Annotated in this window: 28 protein-coding genes; 15 read left to right on the forward strand and 13 right to left on the reverse strand. The window is 59.5% G+C overall.

Annotated elements, in window-relative coordinates:
- Window position 1: 1 nt before the first annotated feature.
- Complete coding sequence (locus NIT7645_RS00415; protein WP_008558809.1) at window positions 2-595, reverse strand: exopolysaccharide biosynthesis protein; 594 nt, start codon at window positions 593-595, stop codon at window positions 2-4.
- Window positions 596-895: 300 nt separating this feature from the next.
- Here NIT7645_RS00415 and NIT7645_RS00420 point away from each other — a divergent pair, with 300 nt between their 5' ends.
- Entirely contained in the window at window positions 896-1,021 is a 126-nt protein-coding gene (locus NIT7645_RS00420; protein ID WP_037302932.1) for an entericidin A/B family lipoprotein, read from the forward strand.
- 68 nt (window positions 1,022-1,089) lie between these two features.
- The gene (locus NIT7645_RS00425; RefSeq protein WP_008563024.1) at window positions 1,090-1,275 is read left to right on the forward strand and encodes a PLD nuclease N-terminal domain-containing protein; all 186 of its coding nucleotides are present in this window, start codon (window positions 1,090-1,092) and stop codon (window positions 1,273-1,275) included.
- An 87-nt stretch (window positions 1,276-1,362) separates the two neighbouring features.
- On the opposite strand, the gene NIT7645_RS00430 is transcribed toward NIT7645_RS00425, so the two are convergent.
- The 5 genes from NIT7645_RS00430 to NIT7645_RS00450 all read right to left on the reverse strand — a co-directional run bounded on the left by NIT7645_RS00430 (window position 1,363) and on the right by NIT7645_RS00450 (window position 6,045).
- Window positions 1,363-1,857 carry a pyridoxamine 5'-phosphate oxidase family protein gene (locus NIT7645_RS00430; protein WP_008562637.1) on the reverse strand — a complete coding sequence of 165 codons (495 nt, stop codon included), beginning with the start codon at window positions 1,855-1,857 and terminating at the stop codon, window positions 1,363-1,365.
- 185 nt (window positions 1,858-2,042) lie between these two features.
- Window positions 2,043-3,548, reverse strand: a complete 1,506-nt coding sequence (locus NIT7645_RS19730) for a phospholipase D-like domain-containing protein (RefSeq protein ID WP_050685761.1) — start codon at window positions 3,546-3,548, stop codon at window positions 2,043-2,045.
- Window positions 3,549-3,620: 72 nt separating this feature from the next.
- A complete protein-coding gene (locus NIT7645_RS00440; protein WP_008561596.1) occupies window positions 3,621-5,321 on the reverse strand; it encodes a sensor histidine kinase in 1,701 nt (566 codons plus the stop codon).
- A 3-nt stretch (window positions 5,322-5,324) separates the two neighbouring features.
- Window positions 5,325-5,870: an RNA polymerase sigma factor gene (locus NIT7645_RS00445; RefSeq protein WP_008562779.1), complete on the reverse strand. Its 546-nt coding sequence runs from the start codon at window positions 5,868-5,870 to the stop codon at window positions 5,325-5,327.
- Window positions 5,863-6,045 carry a NepR family anti-sigma factor gene (locus NIT7645_RS00450; RefSeq protein ID WP_008560090.1) on the reverse strand — a complete coding sequence of 61 codons (183 nt, stop codon included), beginning with the start codon at window positions 6,043-6,045 and terminating at the stop codon, window positions 5,863-5,865. The genes NIT7645_RS00445 and NIT7645_RS00450 overlap by 8 nt, the downstream gene beginning before the upstream one ends.
- Before the next feature lie 110 nt (window positions 6,046-6,155).
- Here NIT7645_RS00450 and NIT7645_RS00455 point away from each other — a divergent pair, with 110 nt between their 5' ends.
- A complete protein-coding gene (locus tag NIT7645_RS00455; RefSeq protein WP_008559895.1) occupies window positions 6,156-6,971 on the forward strand; it encodes a response regulator in 816 nt (271 codons plus the stop codon).
- 126 nt (window positions 6,972-7,097) lie between these two features.
- Here the strand turns inward: NIT7645_RS00455 and NIT7645_RS00460 are convergent, their stop codons facing one another.
- Both NIT7645_RS00460 and NIT7645_RS19070 read right to left on the reverse strand, forming a co-directional pair.
- Window positions 7,098-7,595, reverse strand: coding sequence for a Dps family protein (locus NIT7645_RS00460; protein WP_037302536.1), 498 nt, complete (start codon window positions 7,593-7,595; stop codon window positions 7,098-7,100).
- Window positions 7,596-7,754: 159 nt separating this feature from the next.
- Window positions 7,755-7,919, reverse strand: coding sequence for a DUF1328 domain-containing protein (locus NIT7645_RS19070; protein ID WP_008560857.1), 165 nt, complete (start codon window positions 7,917-7,919; stop codon window positions 7,755-7,757).
- 141 nt (window positions 7,920-8,060) lie between these two features.
- Between NIT7645_RS19070 and NIT7645_RS00465 the strand changes: the two genes are divergently transcribed.
- Window positions 8,061-8,345, forward strand: a complete 285-nt coding sequence (locus NIT7645_RS00465) for a hypothetical protein (RefSeq protein WP_008561348.1) — start codon at window positions 8,061-8,063, stop codon at window positions 8,343-8,345.
- A 104-nt stretch (window positions 8,346-8,449) separates the two neighbouring features.
- Here the strand turns inward: NIT7645_RS00465 and NIT7645_RS00470 are convergent, their stop codons facing one another.
- A complete protein-coding gene (locus tag NIT7645_RS00470; protein ID WP_008563026.1) occupies window positions 8,450-9,322 on the reverse strand; it encodes a MurR/RpiR family transcriptional regulator in 873 nt (290 codons plus the stop codon).
- 150 nt (window positions 9,323-9,472) lie between these two features.
- Here NIT7645_RS00470 and NIT7645_RS00475 point away from each other — a divergent pair, with 150 nt between their 5' ends.
- From NIT7645_RS00475 to NIT7645_RS00505, 7 genes are all read left to right on the forward strand, one after another.
- Window positions 9,473-10,297, forward strand: coding sequence for an N-formylglutamate amidohydrolase (locus NIT7645_RS00475; RefSeq protein ID WP_050685763.1), 825 nt, complete (start codon window positions 9,473-9,475; stop codon window positions 10,295-10,297).
- Window positions 10,290-10,886 (forward strand): TRAP transporter small permease subunit, encoded by a 597-nt coding sequence (locus tag NIT7645_RS00480; protein ID WP_008562367.1) that lies wholly within the window; start codon window positions 10,290-10,292, stop codon window positions 10,884-10,886. The genes NIT7645_RS00475 and NIT7645_RS00480 overlap by 8 nt, the downstream gene beginning before the upstream one ends.
- Window positions 10,886-12,388, forward strand: a complete 1,503-nt coding sequence (locus NIT7645_RS00485) for a TRAP transporter large permease (RefSeq protein WP_008560280.1) — start codon at window positions 10,886-10,888, stop codon at window positions 12,386-12,388. Before NIT7645_RS00480 ends, NIT7645_RS00485 begins: the two co-directional genes overlap by 1 nt.
- 51 nt (window positions 12,389-12,439) lie before the next feature.
- Window positions 12,440-13,474 (forward strand): TRAP transporter substrate-binding protein, encoded by a 1,035-nt coding sequence (locus tag NIT7645_RS00490; RefSeq protein ID WP_008561619.1) that lies wholly within the window; start codon window positions 12,440-12,442, stop codon window positions 13,472-13,474.
- A gap of 110 nt (window positions 13,475-13,584) precedes the next feature.
- Complete coding sequence (locus NIT7645_RS00495; RefSeq protein WP_050685765.1) at window positions 13,585-14,937, forward strand: glutamine synthetase family protein; 1,353 nt, start codon at window positions 13,585-13,587, stop codon at window positions 14,935-14,937.
- An 82-nt stretch (window positions 14,938-15,019) separates the two neighbouring features.
- A complete protein-coding gene (locus tag NIT7645_RS00500; RefSeq protein ID WP_008561440.1) occupies window positions 15,020-16,402 on the forward strand; it encodes an aldehyde dehydrogenase family protein in 1,383 nt (460 codons plus the stop codon).
- A 94-nt stretch (window positions 16,403-16,496) separates the two neighbouring features.
- The gene (locus tag NIT7645_RS00505) at window positions 16,497-17,642 is read left to right on the forward strand and encodes an iron-containing alcohol dehydrogenase (RefSeq protein WP_008559064.1); all 1,146 of its coding nucleotides are present in this window, start codon (window positions 16,497-16,499) and stop codon (window positions 17,640-17,642) included.
- Between the two features lie 83 nt (window positions 17,643-17,725).
- On the opposite strand, the gene NIT7645_RS00510 is transcribed toward NIT7645_RS00505, so the two are convergent.
- The 3 genes from NIT7645_RS00510 to tmpA all read right to left on the reverse strand — a co-directional run bounded on the left by NIT7645_RS00510 (window position 17,726) and on the right by tmpA (window position 20,225).
- Window positions 17,726-18,370 carry an SOS response-associated peptidase gene (locus tag NIT7645_RS00510; RefSeq protein ID WP_008563084.1) on the reverse strand — a complete coding sequence of 215 codons (645 nt, stop codon included), beginning with the start codon at window positions 18,368-18,370 and terminating at the stop codon, window positions 17,726-17,728.
- A gap of 89 nt (window positions 18,371-18,459) precedes the next feature.
- Window positions 18,460-19,083, reverse strand: a complete 624-nt coding sequence (gene tmpB, locus NIT7645_RS00515) for a (R)-1-hydroxy-2-trimethylaminoethylphosphonate oxygenase (RefSeq protein WP_008558949.1) — start codon at window positions 19,081-19,083, stop codon at window positions 18,460-18,462.
- Complete coding sequence (tmpA, locus tag NIT7645_RS00520; protein ID WP_008560182.1) at window positions 19,080-20,225, reverse strand: 2-trimethylaminoethylphosphonate dioxygenase; 1,146 nt, start codon at window positions 20,223-20,225, stop codon at window positions 19,080-19,082. Before tmpA ends, tmpB begins: the two co-directional genes overlap by 4 nt.
- Window positions 20,226-20,337: 112 nt before the next feature.
- Here tmpA and NIT7645_RS00525 point away from each other — a divergent pair, with 112 nt between their 5' ends.
- Both NIT7645_RS00525 and NIT7645_RS00530 read left to right on the forward strand, forming a co-directional pair.
- A complete protein-coding gene (locus NIT7645_RS00525) occupies window positions 20,338-21,240 on the forward strand; it encodes a LysR family transcriptional regulator (RefSeq protein ID WP_008560902.1) in 903 nt (300 codons plus the stop codon).
- 152 nt (window positions 21,241-21,392) lie between these two features.
- Complete coding sequence (locus NIT7645_RS00530; RefSeq protein WP_008560450.1) at window positions 21,393-22,085, forward strand: response regulator; 693 nt, start codon at window positions 21,393-21,395, stop codon at window positions 22,083-22,085.
- A 197-nt stretch (window positions 22,086-22,282) separates the two neighbouring features.
- On the opposite strand, the gene NIT7645_RS00535 is transcribed toward NIT7645_RS00530, so the two are convergent.
- Window positions 22,283-23,056 carry a sensor histidine kinase gene (locus NIT7645_RS00535; RefSeq protein ID WP_008558836.1) on the reverse strand — a complete coding sequence of 258 codons (774 nt, stop codon included), beginning with the start codon at window positions 23,054-23,056 and terminating at the stop codon, window positions 22,283-22,285.
- 213 nt (window positions 23,057-23,269) lie between these two features.
- Here NIT7645_RS00535 and NIT7645_RS00540 point away from each other — a divergent pair, with 213 nt between their 5' ends.
- Window positions 23,270-24,565 carry a sensor histidine kinase gene (locus tag NIT7645_RS00540; RefSeq protein ID WP_242656142.1) on the forward strand — a complete coding sequence of 432 codons (1,296 nt, stop codon included), beginning with the start codon at window positions 23,270-23,272 and terminating at the stop codon, window positions 24,563-24,565.
- Entirely contained in the window at window positions 24,562-25,017 is a 456-nt protein-coding gene (locus tag NIT7645_RS00545) for a response regulator (RefSeq protein ID WP_008559441.1), read from the forward strand. The genes NIT7645_RS00540 and NIT7645_RS00545 overlap by 4 nt, the downstream gene beginning before the upstream one ends.
- The last annotated feature ends 21 nt before the right edge of the window (window positions 25,018-25,038 follow it).

Below are 25,038 nucleotides of genomic sequence, written 5' to 3' on the forward strand. Positions count from 1 at the left end.
CTCAGGCGACGACGCCGGTCACAAAGATCGGCAGCCCCACTGCAAGAACGCAGACCAGACAAAGCGCAACCAGCATCACCACGCCATCACGGGTCAGCATCGCAACGGACAGGCCTGCCACCACTGCCCCCAAGGCAGAAGAGGTAAAGGGCACCAGCTCCAGAAACGGCATCATCGCCCCGCAAAGCGCGCAGATGGCACGCGGGACGGTGACGAACGGCCGACGCGTCAGAACGGTGAGCCGGGCATCGGTGTGGCGATCCAAAAACCGCGCCATGCGGCGCAGCGGTCCCAGCACCCTGCGCGCCCTATCAGAGGCAAGACTGCGACGGCGCAGCCACTGGGGCAACCACAGCTCGTCCCGGCCCAGCACCATCTGACCGGCCACAAGAAAGATCAGCAGACCACAGACCGTGGAAAGCCCCGGCACCCCGCTGAGGGGGGACACCACAATCATTGCCGGAAACAGCAGCGTGGCAGACATCGAGCTGCGGCCCAGATCATCCACCACGTCATCGACATGAATGCAGTCCTCGTCCAGCAGCTCGCTTGTGGTTTCGATCATATGTTCGACCGGTTGCTGATCTGCTGACATCGGGGTCTCCTTGTCGGTACGCTGGCGCGGCAGGGGGGCCGCGCCCCCTGTTCTGTCTGCGCTTGGCATCAGGACGGGACGGGCATTGTCTGCCTGAAAAACGCAAGGCTTGCGGGCCGGGTTCCCGAAAAAGAAAACCGCAGCGCATGGAACCACTTGCAGGAAGGCGCGTTGAGGCACTGCAAACCTGAGATCAGTCAGGACCGTTCGGGCGTTACGATGATTGCAGGCCTTCCTGCCTCTCGCCCCTCCTCCCGCGTGGCGACCCGCCCGCAATCAGAGATGATGAAAGGACAGATTATGCGTATCATGCTTGCAGCGCTTGCCCTTGTTGGCCTCGCGGCCTGTGAAACCACCGAAGGCTTTGGCCGCGATGTGTCTTCGCTGGGCAATACGATCACTGAAGAGTCCCAAAAGGCGCAGTAACACGCCCCCGCCCTGCCCGGCATTGACCGGGCAAGGGCCGGAAGCGGATCAGCGAAAGAGGTATTGGAATGAATGATTATGTAGGCATTGGCGGGCTGATTGTGCTGGCCCTGACAATCTGGGCCATCGTCGGCACCGTCAGCTCTGGCGCGAGCACCGGCAAAAAGGTCTTTTGGATCCTGTTCGTCCTGATCCTGCCGATCATCGGCTTTATCTGCTGGCTTCTGTTTGGTCCGCGCGGCGCCAAGGCCTGAGGCAGCGACACACTGTTCAGCAAAAAACGGCCCCTTGGGCCGTTTTTTTCGAAGAACACTGGCGCCGAGAGCAAACAGCACCCGCGATCAGCGGGTGTTGCTGCGTTGGCTGGATTTGACCGGTTCAACCCCGAACTGAATGCACATGGACTTGGGCGCCACCAAGAGCTGCTGCCCCTGTGCCACCCATGCGGTGGCCTTTTGAGGCGTCATCTTGAGCAGAACAACACTGGGATCATTGCGCCCCTGTTCAAACCAAGCATCCGCCGCATAGCTCCAGAAATGGTCCAGCTGCTTGGGATCGTCAGCGATCTCAATCTCGCCGCTGAGGCTGGCGAAATAGTCTTCGCTGTTGCTGACGAAGTTCAGCCGAGCCGGCGCGACGTCCTTGAAAGCGGAAACCAGCGCGCTGTCTCGTGAACAGATAAACCACACAAGACCGCGTTCAGGATCGGCAAAATGACTGACCGGTTGCAGGGCTGGTTTCGCCGCCTCGATCATCAACATGGAGGAACGGCGGTTTTCTAATTGGTGCCACAACTGCTGTGCGGCGCGTTTCATCATGTCTGGGCTAAAATCCACGTGATTAACTCTCTCTGGATCCTATTCAGGTTGCCTGTCGTACAGATGATCAGCTGGACATTTGCCTTCATCTGAACATTTGTGCAACCTGAACGCGCGCAAACACAGGATGGTTCCCTTTCATTCTAGCTTTTTTTTACCCGCGGTAAATGTGGATTTTGGGTACATATTTTAACCCATTGATCCTATACGATATCTTCGGTTGCCCCTGGCAAAGGTTGCTGAAGATCTTTCATATTCGACGGGTCATGCGGCACCAGAAAACCGGTTCGTTTCTGCGGCAGACGCACACCGTTTCGGGCGACCTCGCGGCGCCACCAGTCCACGGCGGTTTCGGGGCTGCGCGCCTCGTCCGGCAAGGAGTGAGAGCCACGCCACCAGTGCTCGCACATGGCCTTCCAGACCTTGGCAACGCGCGCGGGATCATCGGTGCGCAGTGCGGCTTCGGTGTCCCAGCGCATGGAGCGACCGTTCATATTGGCCGATCCCACCATCGCAAAGCTGTCGTCCACCAGCAGCACCTTGCTGTGCACATAGATCATCGGTGACCCTGCCAGGGCGCGCGGAGAGTCTCTGTCTGCCAGCATGGGCCGCACTGGGCTTGCGATGCAGGCGCGTGAACCATAGGCTCCCACAACCCGCTCAAGGGCGCTGGCCTGAAGCGCCATGCCATAGCGCGCGTCCAGTTCACGGTTGCCGTCGAACGCGACATCATCGGGAAGCGCGGGCAAAACCAGGATAACCGACAGATCCGGGTTGCGCTGTGCCGCCTCTGCCAGCCCGTTTGCAAGCACGCTGGAGCGAAGGAACTGGGTTTCCATGTAGATCATGTGCCGCGCACGCTCGAAGGCGTTGAGAAAGTCCTCCTCGATCTCTCGCGCGACCGTCTGGGGCGACACCGCCCAGAACCCCAGCTTGCGGGGGGCAGAGAGGGTCCGGCGCAGATGGATACCCTCTTTGGGCGTCTCCTTGCCCGCGACAAGCGTTTCGAACTCCTGCAGATAGGCGTCGGCTTCGGCGGCTTCCGGCCCCTTCAGGATCAGCTGCACATCTGCCCAGGTCTGTTCTGCCACCTGGTCATGATCGGGCGTGTCGTAACGGCGATTGTTGAGATCAAGCCCACCAACATAAAGCGTGGTGCCGTCGATCACGGCGAGCTTCTGGTGGTGGGTGACTGGGCTCAGTTCCGGCAACCAACTGCTTTGGTCACGGGATTTGCGCCCGCGGATCACCTTTTTCTTGCGCCGTTTGACAAACGGGCCAAAGGCAAGCCGGGGCACCAGCCCCGCCCGCGCCGGATGCAGGGCCGCGCGGACGGTCAGTTTGCCACACTTGGTTGGCGGATCGACCCTAAGCTTTGCCTGAATGTCGCGGGCCTGTTTCAAGGTTGCTTGCGATTTGCCGTGCAGATCCTCTGCCATCAGCGCATCGAAGTCACTGACCACCAGATCAAAATCCACACCTTTGCGCAGAATATGTTCGACTAGATCCGCCCATGTCGGGCCCAGCTCCTTGGCCTCGTCACTGTGCAAAAACGTGGCAAAGTCAAAGATCCGAAAGCTGGCCCGGACAACGGTCTCTGCCCTCAGGACAGCCCGCTCGAAGGCAGGCCAGGCTTCCTGCGCCGTGACCAGAACCTCAAACATGTCTTGCCTGTCGGGGGCGTCGGCGGTTGTGTCTCTGCGCTCCATGTCGGCAGATCCCTGTCGTGAATGCAAATTGACTGCGAATGGGGCCCCGTCTCTGGCCCCTGCTACCTGACCTTATGGCGTATCCAGTGAAAATACGATGTCATAGGTAAAGGTTGTCTCGGTTGTTCTGATATTCTGCTCTCCACCCAACTGCGAGGCAAAGGCCTTCATCAGACGCGCGCCAAGGCCGGCCGATCCTGCGGTGTCTGCTGCATCATCACCTGCGCCCGCTGTACGGCTGTTGCGGATCACCAGATGGCAGCGGTCATCGTCCAGAAGGAAAAACTGCACATCCACCGTTCTCTGTCCCTCCGGGCAGAGAGAGGCGAATTTGATCGCGTTGCTCAAGGCCTCGGCCAGCAGCATCGACAGGTTGACAGCAGTATCCTGATCAAGAGGCACGGGCTGCACCTCTGTTCGGATTTCTGCCGCTGCGCCCGACTGCATTCGCGCCTCGCCCACCAGCGTTTCGATCAGTTCACGTGAATCCACGGCCGTGCTGTCGGGGTTGGTGTTGAGCGAGCGATGGATCGCAGCCAACCCCCGGACCCGGCGTTGGAGCTGCGAGAGCACGCCACGCACCTCTTCGGACTTGGTGCCACGGGCCTGCATGTTCATGATCGATGCAATGAGCTGCAGGTTATTTTTGACCCGGTGATGGACTTCTCTCAGCAGAACCGTCTTTTCCTGCAGATCGATCTCACGCCGGGACTCGGCGTTGCTCAGGATCATAACCATCCGGTTAAAGGACTGCTGTGCCTCTGAAAACTCGCGCGGTGGATTGATCAACTGCAGCTGCGCATGTTCCCGTTCCCCCAAAGCGTAGCGCCGCATCGCGGTGCGCAGATCACTGAGGTGCCGGATCACCAGCTGGTGCAGGCCGAACACGGCAACCCCGATCCCGGCGACCCACATCAGAACCGGGAAGGCGAGCGTCAACAACCAACGCCCGGGACCAGATGCCAGATCAGAGATATCCGCAGGCCAACTGCCCACCACAGCCACCTGCCCCGGTATGACTTCGCTAATGGCGAAAAACCGATCGTTACCTGCCGTGGACTGGGCGAAAAACGTCTGCCCACTATAGCCGAGCAGCTTGTCCCGTTCGATGGATGCGGGCAGCAAGAGCCCCGCCTGCGGAAAGACATCAGAGGACGAAAGAATGTCGCCATCCGCATCGATCGTGGCAAACTTGATACCTTCCAGCTGCCATTTCTCAGTAAAGAAGACACTGGTGAGCGACTTTGGGATGGCAAGGGTTGCAAATCCCACCACCGCGTCACCGTCACGGATGGGATACGTCAAGGACAGCTGGAGCCGTTCCCGATCCGCAAGGGAGCGGTCGACGCTGAAGACAGGCGCCCCTTTGTTGCTGGCCTTGATAAAAAACGCCTCCTCGGACACGTCTTTTCCGGTGTTGTCCGATGCACAGATCAAATTGCCGTCTGCGTCAGTCAGACCCGCAAAACTATATTCCGGATGGTCGGAGACAAAGCCCCTCATCACATCGGCGCAGGCCCCGCGCTCGCGCATCAGGGTCCCGCCGATTGAGGCCAAGGTATTGGCCGCGCCCTGGCTTCGCTGCAGCAGCTCGCGCTCGCCAATCGCCGCGCGCTCTGTCCGTGCGAGAATGGCCACCCGCGACAGGCGGGCGGCCTCATCCACCACGGTGTAGGTTTGATACAATGCAATCAGACCCAAGGGCAGCAGGGCAAAGCTCATCAAAATGGCCAGCCGGAAAAACAGCCCTCGGGACAGGTAGCGTTCAAACATCAATCAGGCGTGACTCTGCTGTGCGACGATGCCCGCGGTTACCACGTCAGTGATCTCAATCGGCTCGTCCTCGTCCATGTTCATCAGTTCCGCAAGCCGCGCACGACCACGATTAACGCGGCTTTTGATTGTCCCGACTTTGACGCCACAGGTTTCTGCGGCTTCCTCGTAGGAAAAACCACCGGCGCCCACCAGGATCAATGCCTCGCGCTGCTCGTCGTTGAGCTGTTCAAACGCAACATTGAAATCGCGCATGTTCAACCGGCCGTCATGATCCGGTTTTTGGGACAGGCTTTCCGCCATGATCCCATCCGCGTCCTCTACCTCGCGGCGCCGTTTGCGTCGCAGGGAGTAATACGTATTGCGGAGAATTGTGAACAACCAGGCTCGCATATTCGAACCCTGCTCGAATTTGTCAAAGTTTGTCCAGGCTTTAACCAACGTGTCCTGCACAAGATCATCGGCTGTTGCCGTGTTTCTGGTCAGACTGATGGCAAAGGCGCGCATGGCGCCCAGATGTTCGACAAGCTCATCGCGAGGGTCAGTCATTCCGCCCCTCCTGGTCATCAGAGGCCGACGCGTTATCTGACGTCTCTTTGGCCTTGAGCTGATCCAGCAGGCTGGTGAAGCGGTCCGGCAGAGGCTCCGAGGCCAGTGCGTCAAAGGCACGCTTCAGGTTTTGGTCGATCTCTCGCTCGACCCTATCACTGCGCTTCTTGGGCATCTCGTGCTCTCTCATCCAAATTTTTCACACATTTTTTTTGCGCTTTCCGGAACCAAACGCATTAATCCGGCGTATGGTTCCATATGTATTCCAAAAAAAGGACATAGCCGATGACCGCTGAGCCAGGAGAAGTTCTTGCCAACCAAATCGGGGCGAACCTGCCTTTCCTGCGCCGGTATGCGCGCGCGCTGACTGGAAGCCAGACAAGCGGTGACACTTATGCCCTAGCCACACTAGAGGCTATCCTGTCCGAGCCTGACCGGTTTGACACAGCACTCAAGGCAAAAGTTGCTTTGTTCCGCGCTTTTCACGCAATCTGGACCACCTCTGGCGCTCCACTGGAGGTTGAGGCCCCCGCATCGGGGCTTGAGAGCAAAGCGCAGAAGCACCTGAGCGCGCTGACACCGAACACCCGTGAAGCCCTTTTGCTGCACACAATCGAGGAGTTTTCGACCGAAGAAGTCGGCCAAGTCATGGGTGTCGGCGCTGCCGAAGCCCAGGAGCTGATCAATATTGCCTATCAGGAAATGTCCAAATCGACCTCGGGCAAGGTGATGATCATCGAAGATGAGGCAATCATCTCGATGGATTTGGAAAGCATCGTTGCCGAGATGGGCCACCGTGTCACCGGTATCGCACGCACAGAGACGGCGGCGGTCAAACTCGCACAGGAAGAGCGGCCGGACCTGATTCTGTCGGATATTCAGTTGGCCGACAATTCCAGCGGGATCGATGCCGTGAACAAAATCCTGCAGGAACAGGAAGATTGCCCGGTGATCTTTATCACGGCCTTCCCCGAGCGCCTTTTGACAGGTGAAGGGCCGGAACCCGCATTCCTGATCTCCAAACCTTACACCGAGGAACAGGTCCGCTCTGCCGTGAGCCAGGCCATGTTCTTCAGCTCGACCGAGACTTTGAAGGTCTGAACCGGGCTCACTCAGCAGAAACTGAAAAGCCGCCACAGCAATGTGGCGGCTTTTTTCATTGAACCTGTTTTTCCGGTCCGGTGACCGCTCTTGCCTGAAGCTGGGCGACAGGCAAGAGCAACCTGATCAGGATTTGCCAATTGCGCGCAGCATCCAGGCCGCTTGTTCGTGAAAGGCGGAGCGGGCCGTTGCCAGATCTTCGGTCACGATATCTTTGCGGTCCCCGCTCATTTCGGCCAGCGCGTGCAAGCGGTGCGCGACGCGTTCGTGGCTGGTGGCCAGATCTTCGATCATCTCTGCCGCGCTCAGGCCGCCAGCACTGTCCTGCAGTTTGGAGCGGCTCACGATGTCAGCTAGGCTTGCTGGCGCCAGATGGCCAAGGGCACGGATCCGTTCTGCCAGCTCATCGGTGGCCGCAAACATGTTTTCGTATTGCTCTTCGGTCAGCTTGTGGACCGAGTAGAAGGCCGGGCCTTCGACATTCCAGTGATAGGCGTGGGTTTTGAAGACGAGACGATAGGTATCCGCCAGTACATCTGCCAGACCTTCGGCGAGGGCCGAGGTATCACGCACGCCGGTGGACACAGAATCTTTGCTGGGCACTACGGATAGAACTTCGCTCATATCGTTTTCCTCTCATTCTCGTTTACGTTCACCGACCCAACGCAACGCCCCGGTGGTTGTTCCTGATTCTTTTGTCGCACCACCCGCAACAGCCGCCGTGGTCCAAACAAAAACGGGCAAACCAGAGGTCTGCCCGTCTCAGATATCAACCATGTCAGATCAGCGCCCCCTGACCAGCTGAACCACAAAGGCCACGGCGGCCAGAATGAGGAACAGGACAAACAGGATCTGTGCAATCCCAACAGAAGCCGACGCAACGCCACCAAAGCCGAACAGACCTGCGATCAATGCGACGACCAGAAAGATAAGAGCCCAATATAGCATCGGAGCCTCCTTGGTTGTCGTTTCGTGGATACCGGCAAAACGCAGCGCGGGCTGATCCGGTTCCCGAAAAACAGGATGGAACCAGATGGCCCGGCAGCTCGTTGAGATGGTGACACTTGAGGTGACGAAAGGAGATTTACGATGGCCACGATCGCTGAAAAGAACAACACGACCGCAAGCAAGACCAGCAAGCCGGAGGCGGACGCAGACAGCAATGTCGCAGCGCTGAAGGAAGCGGCCTCGCAAAAGGCCGAAGAGGTTCGCGCTGCTGCGGATGCCACGCTGAAGTCCACCACCGACGCCGCTGCAGATCTGGCCAAATCCGGGTCCAAATTCGTTGAAGAAAACCCCGGTGTTGCACTGGCTGGCGCGGTTGGCCTGGGCGTGCTTCTGGGGTTGGCGCTGGGACACAAGCGCGCCGCGTAATATCGAAATATTACAAATGATGAGAAACAGGCAGGAGGCAGCTAGCCACCTGCCTTTTTTCGTCACGGATAGGCGCGAACTGTCGCCCCCTCAGAACCACAAACCTATGTAAATTTTCTGAAAAGCCGGGTCGTATCGAAGATGGTATCGAGCTTTTCATACCGCGCCCGGGTCTCGTCCCAGCGCTCTTCCTGAGCCGCAGAGATCATCGCCTCAAGCAGCATCATGGTTGAAATATTGGAATCCCAGGCGGATGGGATCTCAACCCAGCAGTTGAACGTATGCGCAGCAACGCTGTTGATCGGGCTTGACCATTGATCGGTGATCAAGATGACAGAAACCCCACGCTCGGCCGCCAGTTCGGCAAGGCGCTGGAGGTTGGTTTCATACCGCCGCACATCAAACATCAGCAGCGTGTCGCCTTCGACCATATCCAGCACGTAATGCGGCCAGGTGGCCGATGACGATGTCATATGCGTGACACGTTGGCGGATCGCCTGAAAGTGGGTGAAGGCATAGTCAGCAAGCGCCCGCGTGATGCGCCCCCCCACCACGTAAAGCCGCCCTTCGGTATTTGCGAGCTGGCGCACGGCCGCGTCGAACTGCTCTGAATCCACATTCGAAAATGTCTGACTGAGGTTCTCGGTAACTGCCTGTGCAAATCTGTTCAGCAGGTGGCCTTCGGGTGCTTCGGACGCCCAGTTGGCGCGCCGCTGCGTGGGGCCTGAACCCTTTGCCTCCAGCTCTTTCAGCAGGGCCTGATGAAACTGCGGATACCCTTTGAAGCCCAGCTTTTGCACCATCCGCGCCACGGTTGGCGTCGACACCTCGGCATTGGAGGCGACGATCGTGATCGATGCCAGCCCCGCAGCCGGATAATTCGCAAGAAGCGCATTGGCGAATTTCTTCTCCGATTGCGTCAACGCCGAATATTGATCCCGGATCAGCTCTCTGACGGTGCTGGGCGGTTTGGTCACAGGCAGGCTACCTCATCAACTTTGCCCGTCAATTAAGCACGTCTGGCGTCCAAAAACCAGCATGGGGCGGGCGGTGAAACTCTTTCTGAAAATATATTGACACAAACCGATCTGCATGAAAACATTTTTCCAAAATACAGGGAGACCCCAATGCCGCTGAGCGATTCCAACGCTCCTACCTCCGGCCTGCCAGACGATCTCGACGTGCCGGTCGAGGTCTGGAATGCCGATGGCTCTGGCGATGTGCTGGTGCTGTGCGAACACGCCAGCAACCACATCCCCGCGCGCTATGACGGCCTTGGTCTGTCGCACGCTGACAGTGAAAGCCATGCAGCCTGGGATCCGGGCGCACGCGCGGTTGCCTTGGGGCTGGCGCAGGCGCTTAATGCCCCGATGGTGGCAAGCCGGGTGTCCCGCCTGGTCTATGACTGCAACCGCCCGCCCGAAGCCCCAAGCGCGATGCCTGCCAAGTCAGAGCTGATTGAGGTGCCGGGCAATCGCGATCTGGATGACGCCGCTCGTGCCGAACGCACCGATGCCGTCTACCGGCCCTTCTGTGCCGCGGTGAGCGAGCTGATCGAGAAACGCACCCTTGAGGGGCGCCCACCGGTTTTGATCACCGTCCACAGCTTTACCCCTGTCTATTACGGCAAGCCGCGCGCGGTTGAGATCGGCATCCTGCACGACACGGACACACGGCTTGCCGATCTGATGCTGGAGGCCGCCTCGGCCCTGCCAGACCGGCTGGTCGAGCGCAACAGCCCCTATGGCCCCGAAGATGGTGTCACCCACAGCCTGGTGTTGCATGGGGTGAACAACGGGCTTGCCAATGTGATGATTGAAATCCGCAACGACCTCGTGCGCGACAGTGCCGAGGAAGCCCAGATGACCGAAGAGCTGCTGGTGCTGCTGCGCCCGGCCCTTGCGCATCTGGCAGCTGCGGCCCCGGCAACGGAAGGAGCCGACAATGCCTAGTGTGATCAAAGGCTACGTTCGCGCAATCGATGCCATGAACCGCTTTATCGGGCGCATTGCGATGTACCTGATCTTTGCCCTGGTTGGGGTTCTGTTGTGGTCGTCGATCTCGAAGACGTTTTTCAACCCGTCCCTCTGGACGCTGGAGACTGCACAATTCGTGATGGTCGCCTACTACATTCTGGGTGGCCCCTATTCGATCCAGATGGGATCAAATGTGCGGATGGACCTGTTTTACGGTGCCTGGTCGCTGAAGACCAAAGCCTGGGTCGATGCCTTTACCGTACTGTTCCTGATGTTCTACCTCGGGGTGCTGTTTTACGGCGCGGTCAGCTCCACGGCCTATTCACTGGGGTATTTCGGGCTTGAGCCGTTCCAGTTCTTTGGAGATCTGCTGAAAACCCTCATGACCGAAGGCCTTGATGCGGCCAGCGCCAAGCTGGGCTATCTGGAGCGCAGCTCTACCGCCTGGCGCCCCTTCCTGTGGCCGGTCAAAACCATCCTGTGCCTCGGTGTCTTCTTGATGCTGCTGCAATGCCTTGCCGAACTGTTCCGTGATCTCGGACGCCTTCGCGGAGACGAATTCTAATGCCTTATGAACTCATCGCCATCGTGATGTTTGCCGGCATGATGCTGATGCTGATGACCGGCCAGCGCGTGTTTGGTGCCATCGGATTTGTCGGCGCTTTGGCTGGACTGCTGCTTTGGGGTACAGGCGGGAGTGAAATTCCCTTCTCTGCGGCCATGAAGCTGATGAAATGGTATCCGCTGCTGACGCTGCCGATGTTCATCTTCATGGGTTACGTTCTGTCGGAATCCAAGATCGCGGACGATCTCTATCGGATGTTCCACGTGTGGATGGGGCCGGTCAAAGGCGGGCTTGCGATTGGCACAATCGGCCTGATGGTCCTGATTTCAGCGATGAACGGTCTGTCTGTTGCCGGTATGGCCATCGGCGCCACCATCGCCCTGCCCGAACTGCTGCGCCGGGGCTATGACAAGACGCTGGTGACAGGGACCATTCAGGCCGGATCATCATTGGGCATTCTGGTGCCGCCCTCTGTTGTGCTGGTCCTTTATGCGATGATCGCCCGCCAGCCGGTTGGCCAGCTGTGGCTTGCAGGCGTTGTGCCGGGCCTGTTGATGGCGACGATGTTCATTGTCTACATCTACCTGCGCGCCCGGATGCAGCCTGAGCTTGGCCCCGCCATGAGCCCCGAGGACCTGGCCGAATATGACCGCATCAGCGACCACCCGCTGCGCCTGAATTACATTGTTCTGGGCACGCTGATCCTGGTGCCACTGGCCGCCATGATGGGCCTGCTGGAGGCCAAACCGGCCGCGGGTCTTGCGCTGGCGCTCTTGGCTGTTGGGTTTGTGACCCGCAAGATCCCTGCATGTTATCACGACGTGTTCATGGCGGAAAAATACCGGTTGCTGTTCTCTGGCGTGCTGCCGCTGGCGATCTTTGCCACCATGATGGTGCCCTTCGTCAACGGATGGACCTCGCTGGTGGAAAGTTCGGCCATCGGAGCCATGACCGCCTTTATCGCGGCCATCCTGAAGGGCCGGATGAACAAGGAGGTGTTTGAAACCTCCGTGCGCTCGACGCTTGGGATTTCCTGCATGTTCATGTGGATCATCCTCGCAGCCCTCGGCTTTGGCGCGATCTTTGACGGGCTTGGCGCGGTGAAGGCGATCGAGGATCTGTTTACCACGCAGCTGGGCCTGTCGCCCTGGATGATCCTGATCCTGATGCAGCTCAGCTTTATCGTGATGGGCACATTCCTGGATGACACCGCTATGCTGGTGATCGTGGCCCCCCTTTATGTGCCGCTGGTGGGCGCGCTGGGGTTCGATCTGATCTGGTATGGCGTCCTTTATACCATCACCACCCAGATCGCTTACATGACCCCGCCTTTCGGCTACAACCTGTTCCTGATGCGCGCGATGGCCCCGCCCGAGATCGGGCTCAAGGACATCTATGTCTCGATCATCCCCTTTGCTGCCGTCATGGTCGTGGCCTTGGCCCTGGTGATGATCTTCCCGCAGATCGCTCTTTGGCTGCCAGAATTTGTTTACGGAAAATAACCCCCAGAAGAGCCCCGCAAGGGGGCCGGAATTTCAACACGGAGAGAACTGATGACAACAAGACGTAAGTTTCTGCAAACCGCCGGTGTTGGCGCCATGGCGGCACCGCTGGCAACCCCTGCTCTGGCGCAGTCCACCATCAAATGGCGGATGCAGACCTATGCGGGTGCGGCGCTGGCCGAGCATGTGGTGAAACCCGCCATCGACATGTTCAACAAGATCGCAGGCGACCGCATGCAGATCGAACTCTATTTTGCCGACCAGCTGGTGCCGACCGGCGAATTGTTCCGCGCCATGCAGCGTGGCACCATCGATGCGGTGCAGTCCGATGATGACTCCATGGCCTCACCCACCGAAGTCACCGTTTTTGGCGGCTACTTCCCCTTTGCGTCCCGCTATTCCCTTGACGTGCCGGTGCTGTTCAACAAATACGGTCTGAACGAAATCTGGGACGAGGAATATTCCAAGGTCGGCGTCAAACATATCTCGGCCGGTGCCTGGGATCCCTGCCACTTTGCCACCAAAGACCCGATCCGCAGCCTCGCGGACCTGAAGGGCAAGCGCGTCTTCACCTTCCCGACCGCTGGCCGCTTCCTGAGCCAGTTCGGCGTCGTCCCCGTCACCCTGCCGTGGGAAGACATCGAAGTCGCGATGCAAACGGGCGAATTGGACGGCATCGCATGGTCCGGCATCACCGAAGACTACACCGTTGGCTGGGCAGATGTGACCAACTACTTCCTGACCAACAACATCTCCGGCGCCTGGGCGGGCTCCTTCTTTGCCAACCAGGGCCGCTGGAACGAACTGCCGGAAGATCTGCAGACCCTGTTCCGCGTCTGCTGTGACCAGTCGCATTACTACCGTCAGTGGTGGTACTGGGGTGGCGAGGCAGACCTGCGCGTCAACGGTCCGAAAATGGAGCTGACCTCGATCCCCGATGCCGAATGGGCAACGGTCGAGGAAGCCGCCTACAAGTTCTGGGATGAGATCGCAGCCGAAAGCCCGACCAAGGCGCGTGTTGTCGAAATCATCAAGAAGTACAACGCAGACATGCAAAAAGCTGGCCGCCCCTACCGTTACGGTTAAGGCCCGCTCTCAAATCATGGGTTTGGCCCGGTCCCTACGGGCCAAACCCCTTCACAACGAATTTGCCCAACTTCCTGAAAAGTTGCGGCCTCAGATGCAAAGGGCTGCTCATGCTCTCCTTCGACACACTCAAAGACCAGGTTAGCACTGGTGCGGTTGATACGGTTCTTGTCTGCCTTGTTGACATGCAGGGTCGCCTTATGGGCAAGCGTTTTCACGCCAAGCATTTCGTGAATGGCGCCTGGGAAGAGACCCATTGCTGCAACTATCTTCTGGCCACGGATCTGGCGATGGCGACGCCGGATGGCTATGCGTCGACCAGCTGGGAAAACGGCTATGGCGATTATGTCATGAAGCCGGATCTGGCGACCTTGCGCCCGGTGCCCTGGCTTGAGGGCACGGTGATGGTGCTGTGTGATGTGCTGGATCATCACAGTCACGAAGAGGTGCCGCATTCGCCGCGCGCGATCCTGAAGCGCCAGGTCAACCGTCTCAAGGAGATGGGGTTTGACGCGATGTGCGCAACCGAGCTGGAGTTCTTTCTCTTTGAAAAGAGCTTTGATGCGATCCGCAAGTCGGGCTTTCGCGATCTGGAGCCGATCTCGGGCTACAATGAAGACTACAGCATCCTGCAGACCAGCCGCGAAGAGCACGTGCTGCGTCCGATCCGCAACCACCTGTGGGACGCGGGCCTGCCGATCGAGAACTCCAAGGGCGAGGCAGAGACCGGTCAGGAAGAGCTGAACATCAAATACGCCGCGGCGATGGACACGGCGGAATTCCACACCATCGCCAAACATGCGGTGAAGGAGATTGCCCAGCAACAGGGCCATGCGGTGACCTTCCTGCCGAAATGGCATAACGACAAGGTCGGCTCGTCCTCTCATGTGCATCAGTCGCTGTGGCAGGACGGCAAGCCTGCGTTCTTTGACGACAGCGACGAGCTGGGCATGTCACCCCTGATGAAGAATTACATGGCGGGATTGCTGAAATACGCGCCCGACTACACCGCCTTCATGGCGCCCTACATCAACAGCTACAAACGCTTCATGAAGGGCACCTTTGCCCCCACCCGGATCATCTGGTCGGTGGACAACCGCACCGCGGGCTATCGCCTGTGTGGCGTCGGCAGCAAGGCCATCCGCGTCGAATGCCGCATTCCGGGTTCGGACATGAACCCCTATCTGGCCATCGCAGGCATGCTGGCTGCGGGTATTGCGGGCATCGAGGAGGGTCTGGAGCTGCAGGCGCCCACCAAGGGCGATGTCTATCAGGGCGACACCGGCATGATCCCCGGCACCCTGCGCGACGCGGCGGCGGCGCTCAAGGGCTCTGCCATGTTGCGCGCCGCAATGGGCGATGACGTGGTGGATCACTACGTGCGCGCGGCAGAGGTGGAAATCGAGGATTTCGAGCGGATCGTGACCGACTACGAAATTGCCCGCGGGTTCGAGCGCGCCTGAGGCGCGCAGAGCCTTCGGCGAGAGTATTTTTGGAAAGATGACGATGGGGGCGCCGCCCCTGTCAAACCACATGAGGAAGACCATGGGCCAGACCCTGAAATGTATCTCTCCGATCGACGGATCGGTCTATGCCGAGCGTGAAACGCTGTCGCCCGAGGCCGCAGCAGAGCGCGCCGCAGCAGCGCGCAGCGCCCAGGCCGCCTGGGCCGCGCGCCCCCTGCAGGAGCGCATCGACCTGGTGATGGCCGGTGTGGCTGCTGTTGGGGCGATGAACGACGAGATCGTGCCCGAGCTGGCCCATATGATGGGCCGACCGGTGCGCTATGGCGGCGAGTTCGGCGGCTTCAATGAGCGCGCAAGCCATATGGCGAAGATCGCTGCAGAGTCGCTGGCGGACATCGAGGTGGGCGAAGACGCCACATTCAAACGCTACATCAAGCGCGTGCCCCACGGTGTCGTGCTGGTGGTCGCGCCCTGGAACTACCCCTATATGACCGCGATCAACACCGTGGCCCCTGCCCTGATTGCGGGCAATACGGTGGTTCTGAAACACGCCACCCAGACGCTCCTGGTGGGCGAGCGCATGGCGCGGGCCTTCCAGTCGGCGGGGGTTCCGGCGGATGTGTTCCAGAATGTCTTCCTGGATCACGACACCACTTCCGCGCTGATCGCAGACCGCGCGTTTGACTTCGTGAACTTCACCGGCTCCGTCGGTGGCGGTCAGGCGATGGAACGCGCCGCAGCGGGCACTTTTACCGGCGTCGGCACCGAGCTGGGCGGCAAGGATCCGGGCTATGTGATGGAAGACGCCGATCTGGACGCGGCGGTGGACACGCTGATCGATGGCGCCATGTTCAACGCAGGCCAGTGCTGCTGCGGCATCGAGCGGATCTATGTCCATGAAAGCCTTTACGATGCCTTTGTCGAAAAGGCCGTGGCGATCGTCAACAGCTACAAGCTGGGCAATCCGCTGGAGGCCGACACCACCATTGGCCCGATGGCCAATGTGCGCTTTGCACAGGAGGTGCGCGCCCAGATCGCCGAGGCGCTCGAGGCCGGTGCCGTGGCCCATATCGCGCCCTTCGCCGAGGATGATGGCGGCGCCTATCTCACCCCGCAGATCCTGACCAATGTGAGCCATGACATGCGGGTGATGCGCGACGAGAGCTTTGGCCCGGTGGTGGGCATCATGAAAGTCACCTCCGACGAGGAGGCCATCCAGTTGATGAATGACAGCGAATTTGGTCTCACCGCCTCGCTGTGGACGCGCGATGTCGAGCGCGCGGCGCGGGTTGGCGATCAGATCGAAACCGGCACCGTCTTCATGAACCGCGCCGATTACCTGGACCCCGGCCTGTGCTGGACCGGCTGCAAGAACACCGGGCGTGGGGGCGGCCTGTCGGTCATCGGCTTCCACAACCTCACCCGCCCGAAATCCTATCACCTGAAAAAGGTCACGGGCTGAGCCCCGTCATCTTTCCGAAAAATACTCCGGGGGGCTTGCCGCAGGGCAAGCGGGGGCAGCGCCCCCTCCCCGGCTTCATCACAGGAACACACCTATGACACTTGTTGGAAACTGGTCCTATCCGACCGCAATCAAGTTTGGCGCTGGCCGGATCAAGGAGCTGGCCGAGGCCTGCGCGGCGGCGGGCATGAAAAAACCGCTTCTGGTCACCGACAAAGGCCTGGCAGATCTGCCGGTCACCCAATCCACGCTCGACATTCTGGAGGCCGCGGGCCTTGGCCGGGCGATGTTCTCGGATGTTGACCCCAACCCGAACGAGAAAAACCTCGACGCAGGTGTGGCCGCCTACAAGGCAGGCGATCATGACGGGGTGATTGCCTTTGGCGGCGGCTCGGGTCTCGATCTGGGCAAGATGGTCGCCTTCATGTGCGGCCAGAGCCGTCCGGTGTGGGATTTTGAAGACATCGGCGACTGGTGGACCCGCGCCGATGCCGATGCCATCGCGCCGATCATCGCGGTGCCGACCACGGCTGGCACCGGTTCCGAAGTGGGCCGCGCCTCTGTGATCACCGACAGTGTGACCCATCAGAAAAAGATCATCTTCCACCCCAAGGTGCTGCCCACGGTGGTGATCTGCGACCCCGAACTGACCGTCGGCATGCCCAAGTTCATCACCGCAGGCACCGGTTTGGACGCCTTTGCCCATTGTGTCGAGGCGTTCTCCAGCCCCCATTACCACCCGATGTCCCAGGGCATCGCGCTGGAAGGCATGCGCCTGGTCAAGGACTACCTGCCGCGCGCCTATGCCGATGGCAGCGATATCGAAGCCCGCGCGCAGATGATGTCAGCCGCCGCCATGGGCGCCACCGCCTTCCAGAAAGGTCTGGGCGCCATCCACGCCATGAGCCACCCGATCGGCGCCGTCTTCAACACCCACCACGGCACCACCAATGCGGTCTGCATGCCCGCCGTGCTGGAGTTCAATGCCGACGCAATCGCCGAGCGCTTTGACATGGCAGCGGCCTACCTTGGCATCGATGGCGGCTTTGCGGGCTTCAAAAGCTATGTGCAGGAGCTCAACGACTCACTCGGCATCCCCCGCGGACTGGCCCAGCTCGGCGTCACCGAAGACTCCATCCCCCAGCTCGTCAAAGGCGCCCTCATCGACCCGTCCTGCGGCGGAAACCCTGTCGAACTGACCGAGGAAAACCTCACCCAGCTCTTCAAAAACGCAATGTAAATCAAAACCGAACGCAGATGGGTTCCAGCGCCCCCTTCCCGGATCTGGGTTGGGGGCGTTTTCATGCCTTGAGCCTTGGCGCCTTAACCGGGGGCCAACCGCCTAAGGCAACCATCGGCGAGCGGCTTTTGCAGGTGGCGGGCTGCTGCCCAGTCGGCCATGAGCCAGGTTTCGATATCTGCAGCTGTTGTCAGGATCACTGGCATCGCCTTGGGGTGGACAGCCCCCACCTCTGCGTTGGCTTCGGTGGTGAGAAAGGCAAAAAGATCCGCCGTCACCGCGCCCTCTTTCAGCTTTCGCACGGATGTCCATTGGGCAATGCACAGCCCTGCAAAGAACGGCACGACATCCGGGTCTGCCATCTCGAACCAGACAGGCTCGTATTTCCCTTCGGCCGTGCGCCCCGGTTCACTGAAGCGGGTCCAGGGCACCAGGCAGCGATGCGGCACACCCAGCCAGCGGCGCCAATGCGCACTATCGGTGTTGCGCACATTGGTGACACCGCTGTCGACCTTCTTACCTTTGAGCGCAAAAGCCGGTTTGGGCAGCCCCCAACGAGCCATCGCAAGAGTCCGCCCCTGGTCTCCGTGACGTACGATCGGGGCAGTGTAATCGGGATAGATCCCCTCTTGCGGCTGCAGGTTGCCAATGGCCGGATCAACAACCATCGCATCTGCGGCCTGCACAATGGCCTGCGGTGGGCGGGTAGAAGCGTAAAGATTGCACATGAGGCAAAGCTATGCAGGCAAAAGGGCGAATGCAATTCGCATCCGCCCCTGCCGGTATTGTTGCCTAGGCTCTACTGCGGCCTGTCAGATCAGCTGGCCTTGTTGCAGTGCCGATCGACCATCCGCTGGACCATCGGGGCAAAATGCCAGAAATCAGGCGTCTCCATCCCCTCACGTTTGCCTGCCTCATCGAGATAGCGGACGGCGATGATTTCTTTGAGATTGGGGTTGGCCTCGAACGCGGTCACCTCGTCTGCGGTCATCGGACCACCCTGCAGTTCGAGGGTGTGAACCGAGGCCGGTGACAACCGTTTGAAATACTCTGGCTTTGTCGCGCAGAGATAGCGTTTGGCGGCCACGTGGTAGCGGCAGCAATCGGTGATGACGGATGGAAAGAACCGCTCCAGCACGGCGGCGCCTGCGTCTTCGTGATGACGGTCTTTGGTATCATCGGGATGGTAGGTGCCAAACTCCGACGTGAAATGACCGATGTCATGAAGCAGCGCCCCCACGATGATCTCTTCTGGCTGGCCGTTCTGTTCGGCGATCGTGGCGCCTTGCAGCATGTGCTCGCCCATGGTGACCGGTTCGCCGAGATATTCCTCGCCCCCCCGGCGGTCGAAGATCGAACCGATGAAGGCAACGATCGTCTCTGCCGACAGGTCCTCTGGCGGCAGATGTGTTGCGGCGTTGTCTTGATCTGGACCACTCATTCTGCAGCCTCCGCCAGCTTTTGACGACGGCGCGCATCATAGGCAGAGCGCAGGCCATCCTTGTCGGCATAGCAGCCCTGAAGCCAACGTGTGCCCTCGCCGGAATATCCCTTGCGGGCATGGAGCACGCGGGTGTTGTCGACCACAAAGGCTTCGCCGGGGTTCAGGCGGAAGGTCACCTCCATCGCGGTGTCGTCGATGATCTCGCCCAGGCGTCGATAGGCCGCGTAATAAAGCGCCATCTGGTCAAAGGGCACATCGGTGATCGCCGCACAGGAGCGATTGTTGAAGCGGACAGCGATCAACTCTCCATCGGGGGCCAATTCAATCATTGGGCGGCGGGACGTAAGACAGACGCCTTCTTCGCCCGCGTATTCAAAACGGGCGCAATGGGCTGCCAGTACATTGAAATAGGCTTCGTTTTCCTCTCGCAGACGCAGCGCCGCCGCAAAGCCGTCAACCACCATGTTCTCACCACCCGCGGCAGAGCTCTCGAGGCAGTACAGCACCTGAATGGTCGGAACCGGATCGCGGTAGGGATTGTCCGTATGGGCCTGCAAGCCCAGCCCCGTGAAGGCGAGATTGGTTGGGTTTACCTCTGTGCGGACTTCAAAGTGGCGGCCATAATTGGTTTCACGCACATGACCGAACAGGTCCACCACCCGGAACAACGCGCCCTCTTCGACAGGGGCGTTCACGATCTTTGCAAACCCATAACGCACAACCGCGCCCAGCCAGTCATCCAGTGCCGGGCCGCCGGCCTCCAACGCCGCAAAATCACCGGTGGGGACAGCCGCCATCAGGCCAGCGTCCCAGGGTTCAACCCCTGCCGGCAGCCAGCCCGCCGCTGCGTCCTGCGCGCGGTCATAGGCGTGGGCTTCCAGCCAAGCGAGATCGTAGCTGATGGTTTTGTCTTCGGGCAGGAAGCGCACTTCCAACGCGCCCCCCTCAAGACCAGCTTCGGCAATCTTGGTGTCTGCCGGAATGTCGCGCAACGCAATCAGGCGCTGCCCGTTTGATGGCGCACGCGTCTCTGGATCACTGGAATTGTCACGCAACCAGATGGCGTGAAACCGCAGGCAATGTGTACCCAAAGTGAGAGTCAGAAAATCGCCTTCGGCGGAAACGGTAACAGACGGCATGGTGTCTCCCATAAAATGTCTGGTGTGAGTGTCAAAACGCTTGGGACCAAAGTGACATTCGCGATACATAATCTCAAATTACGAATTATCTCACTTAGACCAAGGTCAGCTAATGCATAACCCGCGTCCCACTTTGCCCCCGCTGGAATGGATCCGGGTGTTTGAGGCTGCAGCCCGCACCGGCAGCTTTACCGCCGCGGCGGCGGAAACCGGGATCACCCAATCAGCCGTGAGCCAGCGGATCGCCCAGTTGGAGCAGCGCCTTGGCACCGCTTTGTTTCACCGCCACCCCCGCGCCATCACCCTCAGCGTCGAAGGAGAAGCCTGGCTGCCCCATGTGCAATCTGCTCTTGAAGGTATGCGCGACAGTTCCGAGGCGATTTTTGGATCTGGCCGGCGCCGGTTGGTTATCTCGGCCAGTCAAACGATTATTGACCTCTGGCTGATGCCCCGTCTCGGCCAGCTGGCCGAGGTCGCCCATGGCGAGATTTCTGTGCAAACAATGGTGACGGGGGCCCATGACGCGCCAGAGGATGATGTCATCCGGATCCGCTATGGCACCGGCGACTGGCCGCATCCCTACAAGCTGCCGCTATATGGAGAGGCCCTCGCCCCGCTTGCGGCGCCGTCACTGCTGGAGGCAAGGGGGCGCGACTGGGCCCATCTGCCCCGCATTGCGTGTTCCGGCGCGCGCCCCGGATGGAGCGACTGGCTGGCCCGCCAAGGCGGCAGCAGCACACCGGTACCGCAGCTGCGATTTGACACGCATCTGTCCGCGCTCGGCGCTGCGCGCGCCGGAGCGGGGGTGGTATTGGGATCGCTGCCACTGGCAGAGGCAGACCTGCGCAGCGGGGCCCTGATCCGGCTGGAGGAGACCAGCCTGCCCCATCACGCGACCTACTGGCTGATCGCCGGGCAAGACGCGCTGAGCCGGACGCAGTGGGATCAGATCCAGCAGATCGTCGGCGGTCGCCCCCTTGCGCAAAGCTCGCATAATCAGGATGGGACACCCTAGCGCACCGCCCAATATCGCAAAGACATAGTAAAATGACGACACAATCAAGAGGCGTTTCAGTAAACTTCAATCAACTATAAGGGTTACAATTCATCCTTCCTTAAGCCCAGACTGTGAGCATCCTAGGGTCAACTGGTAAAGGGTGATTTCCGATGACTGGACCTGTACTCACATCCACTGCGAACCGCGCAGTTTCTGCCGCGCCCCAGCTTTGCATTGTTGTCCTTGATGACAGTGAATTTGATCGCAGTCGCATGCGCCGCATGATCACCCAGACCAGCGCAGGCGTGAAAGTCGTGACATGCGACAACATCGCTGATTTCAAGGTCGCTCTGGAACAGTATCCCGTTGATCTTTGTCTGGTGGATCACCAGCTGCGCGACGCCAGCGGTTTGGACGCCATCGCCGCCCTCAAGGACCAGAGCGGATGCGCGGATGTGCCCGTGGTCATGGTATCCGGTTTTGAAGACACCGAAAGCATCGTCAGCTCCATGCGGGCCGGTTGCGTGAACTATGTCGGCAAGGAAAGCCTGACCGCCCAGAAGCTGCATGATGTGATCTTCACCTCCATCGCTGAGACATTTTCCGACCCTGAACTCGAGGAACAGGTCAACAAGGCTGCGCGCGATGTCATCTCCGGTCTGGCACAGGGCTGCATCAGTGAACTGCAACCAAGACTGCGCCGTATGTACCGCCAGATCTCGTTCATCCGTGGATGCCATGCGCAAGGTGTCTTGCCCTCGCCAGAGGCCCTGGATGAGATCGAAGACCACTGCCTGAACATCTGGCGCTTCTTTGACGAGGTCGAGGCCTATAGCGCCAGCTTTGGCGAAACCCGCCACTAGGCAACACAGCCACAAATAGGCACCCCACCCGCACATGGGGCAGTAGTATCCCCGCTCAGGCCAGGCCTGCGCGGGGTTTGACCATTCAAAACCTTGTCGACGGCTTGCCCTAGCGCCGGGGTGGGAACCACCGCAAACCAGCGCCGGGGGAACCACGGCAAACCGCGCCCACTGCGTAGCCGTGCACTGGCGTCAGGTCAGTCCGGTCTTGCGTCACATGCTGGTCTTGGCGTCACATGGTTTTGGGCTTCACATGGTAGAGAAATCCGCAACTCTGCCCCCGCTCGCGGCGGCGCCGGGTGATGTGCAGTTACCCGGCCTCCACGGGTTTCGATCAGGCGTTGCAAGATCGCAAGCCCCATCCCGCAGCCGCCGCTGTCATGACGCGAGTAACTGCGCATGGGTTCAAAGATCTGAAACAGCTTTCCCGGGGGGAACCCCTCGCCGCTATCACGAATCCGCAAAACCCACTCCTGCCCGTTGTCTCCCCCGCAAAGCGCAATCCGGATCGCCTCGGAATTATGCGAAGCCGCATTGCCAACTGCGATCATAAGGATCGAGGTCAGAACGTTTTCATCGATGGGGGCCAAACCGGCCCCATTGCTGCCAAACCGCGCCCGGATACGGACCCGATCCGGCAAGGCCAGCATCCGCACCGCACGGCGCAGGCACTTCCTGGGATCGCTTTGCTTGCCTTCCTCCACCCCATCTGGCCCCGTGTCACCGGCGCGAACAAACTGCATCAGCTGATCCAACATCAGGTTCAGCTTGCCTGCGTGCCAGCGCAAGAGTTCAAAGGAATGGCGTGGACCATCTGGCAGACGAACCCCTTCATCAGCGAGATCCTCATCAATCCAGGTCGGCAGCTCTCCGATGGCACGAACAGAGCCGCGCACATCATGGACGATCTTGTAAATGACCTCGGCCAGCTCGGACGGAACATCACCTCTGGTTGTGTCAGGCTCAGCCATTGACCTCTCCCGCTCCCTTTCATCGCCTGTGTCGCGCGTGAATGGATGATCCCAAACGGATGTTACCTGAACCTTCACAGACACGTTAAACTACCGATAAATATCGACAACCATGAAGCCGCCGCAAAAAATAGCACCGACGCGATTTTGAGTTCCAGAAGTTAACACCCGATAACAGTTTCCCCTTAAAGTTGTTGGCGAAAGGAGATTCCAGTGTCTCTTACATTTCGCCTCAGAGTCTGTCTGATCTTCTGCCTGGTCGCCATATGCACGGCGATGCTGCTGCAATGGACCTATCTCAACCGAATAGAAGAAAAGACCCAAAGGCTGTCGGACCTGACGGTGCCCGTTCTGGCGAGCATGCGCTCTGTCGCTGAAATTCAACAGGATCGGGTTGCCGGTCTCACGGTCGGCGCATCCTCGGATCAGGGTATCATACCCGGTGCGACCAGCTTGCTGGATGATTTGCGCAGCATCCGCGATGCGACCCTGACGATCCGGGCAGATGCCGCAGAAACAGCCCATCTCGCAGAGCGGATCAGATTGACGGAAATCCTGGTCAACGGGCTGGTCCTTCTCATTGCGCTCGGCCCGTTATGGTTCATGATCGAGCTGCGCATCATGTCGCGGTTGCGAACCTTGACCCGACATATCCAGCAGATGGCATCCGGGAACCTGTCAAAACGGCTGCCCAAATCCGGAACAGACGAAATAGGCGAAATCTTTGACGCGGTTGAAAAATCTCGCCAGATTGACGCCGATCTGCGGCGCTCGAACGAGGAATTGGCGCGCTTTTCCTACGTCGCTGCCCACGACCTGCGCGCCCCACTACGAGCGATTTCCAACCTGGTGGAATGGACAATCGAAGATTTCACCGAAGAGCTGCCCGAAGAAGCCAGTCGCAATCTCACACTGATCCGCAGCCGCACCAATCGCCTTGCCCATCATCTCAGCGCGCTTCTTGATTACGCACGCGCCGGGCAGATCGAAGGAGAGTTCGGCAGCTTCAGCCTGACTGAATTTGTCGACGACGTGCGCCATCACTTCAACGCGAACGATAACTTTACCATCAAGATTGATCAGGATTGCGGGCCATTTGGTGCCTATCTCACCCCATTGCAGACCATTCTGATCAACCTTCTCAGCAATGCGGCCAAACATCATGACCGCGACAGCGGCACCATTCACGTAAGCTGTGAGAGATATCAAAATTTCATCGAAATCACGGTGGCCGATGATGGCCCCGGTATTGCGCGCAGATATCAGGAACAGATCTTTGTTCTGTTTCAGACCCTTAAATCCCGCGACGAGGTGGAGGGATCAGGCCTTGGGCTGGCCTTGGTGCAGAAGCTTGCCAATTCCCTTGGTGGCAGTGTGTCGCTCAGGTCCAATCCGGACATCGCCCGCGGTGCGGTCTTCACTGTCCGCCTGCCCAATCAGGCGGTGGCATCTGCCCCCGTCCCCCACCCGGTGAATATCAAAGACCAGAAGAAAGGAGTAGCCGCATGATGGACAAAGAAACCGTGACCTTCCTTATCGTGGACGACGATGAGGTCGCTGTCATGGCCATTCGTCGCGCGCTCAACAAGATGCGTTTCGTGAACCCGGTCGAGGTGGTAGGCGATGGGCAGGAGGCGCTTGATCTGCTGCGAGGGGTCAACTCCGAGGCGCTGGCCAAACCTTACATCATCCTCCTTGATCTCAACATGCCGCGCATGGGCGGGTTGGAGTTTTTGGCAGAGGTGCGCGAGGACGAGGAACTGGCAAATTCCGTCATCTTTGTCTTGACGACCTCAGATGCCCCATCGGATATCGCCAAGGCCTACGAGCAGAAGATTGCAGGCTATATCATCAAGGAAAACGCCTATGACACGGTCAAGGCGGCGATGGAAATGCTGGGCGCCTTTGTCGAGATCGTCTCATTGGAGGGGCGGCCGCAGCTGCAAGCTGCAGCGCAGTAACGCCGCCCCGTGATACGCCAC

Origin of the sequence: Phaeobacter italicus (genome assembly GCF_001258055.1) — a bacterium.
In the GTDB taxonomy this organism is placed as follows: domain Bacteria; phylum Pseudomonadota; class Alphaproteobacteria; order Rhodobacterales; family Rhodobacteraceae; genus Phaeobacter; species Phaeobacter italicus.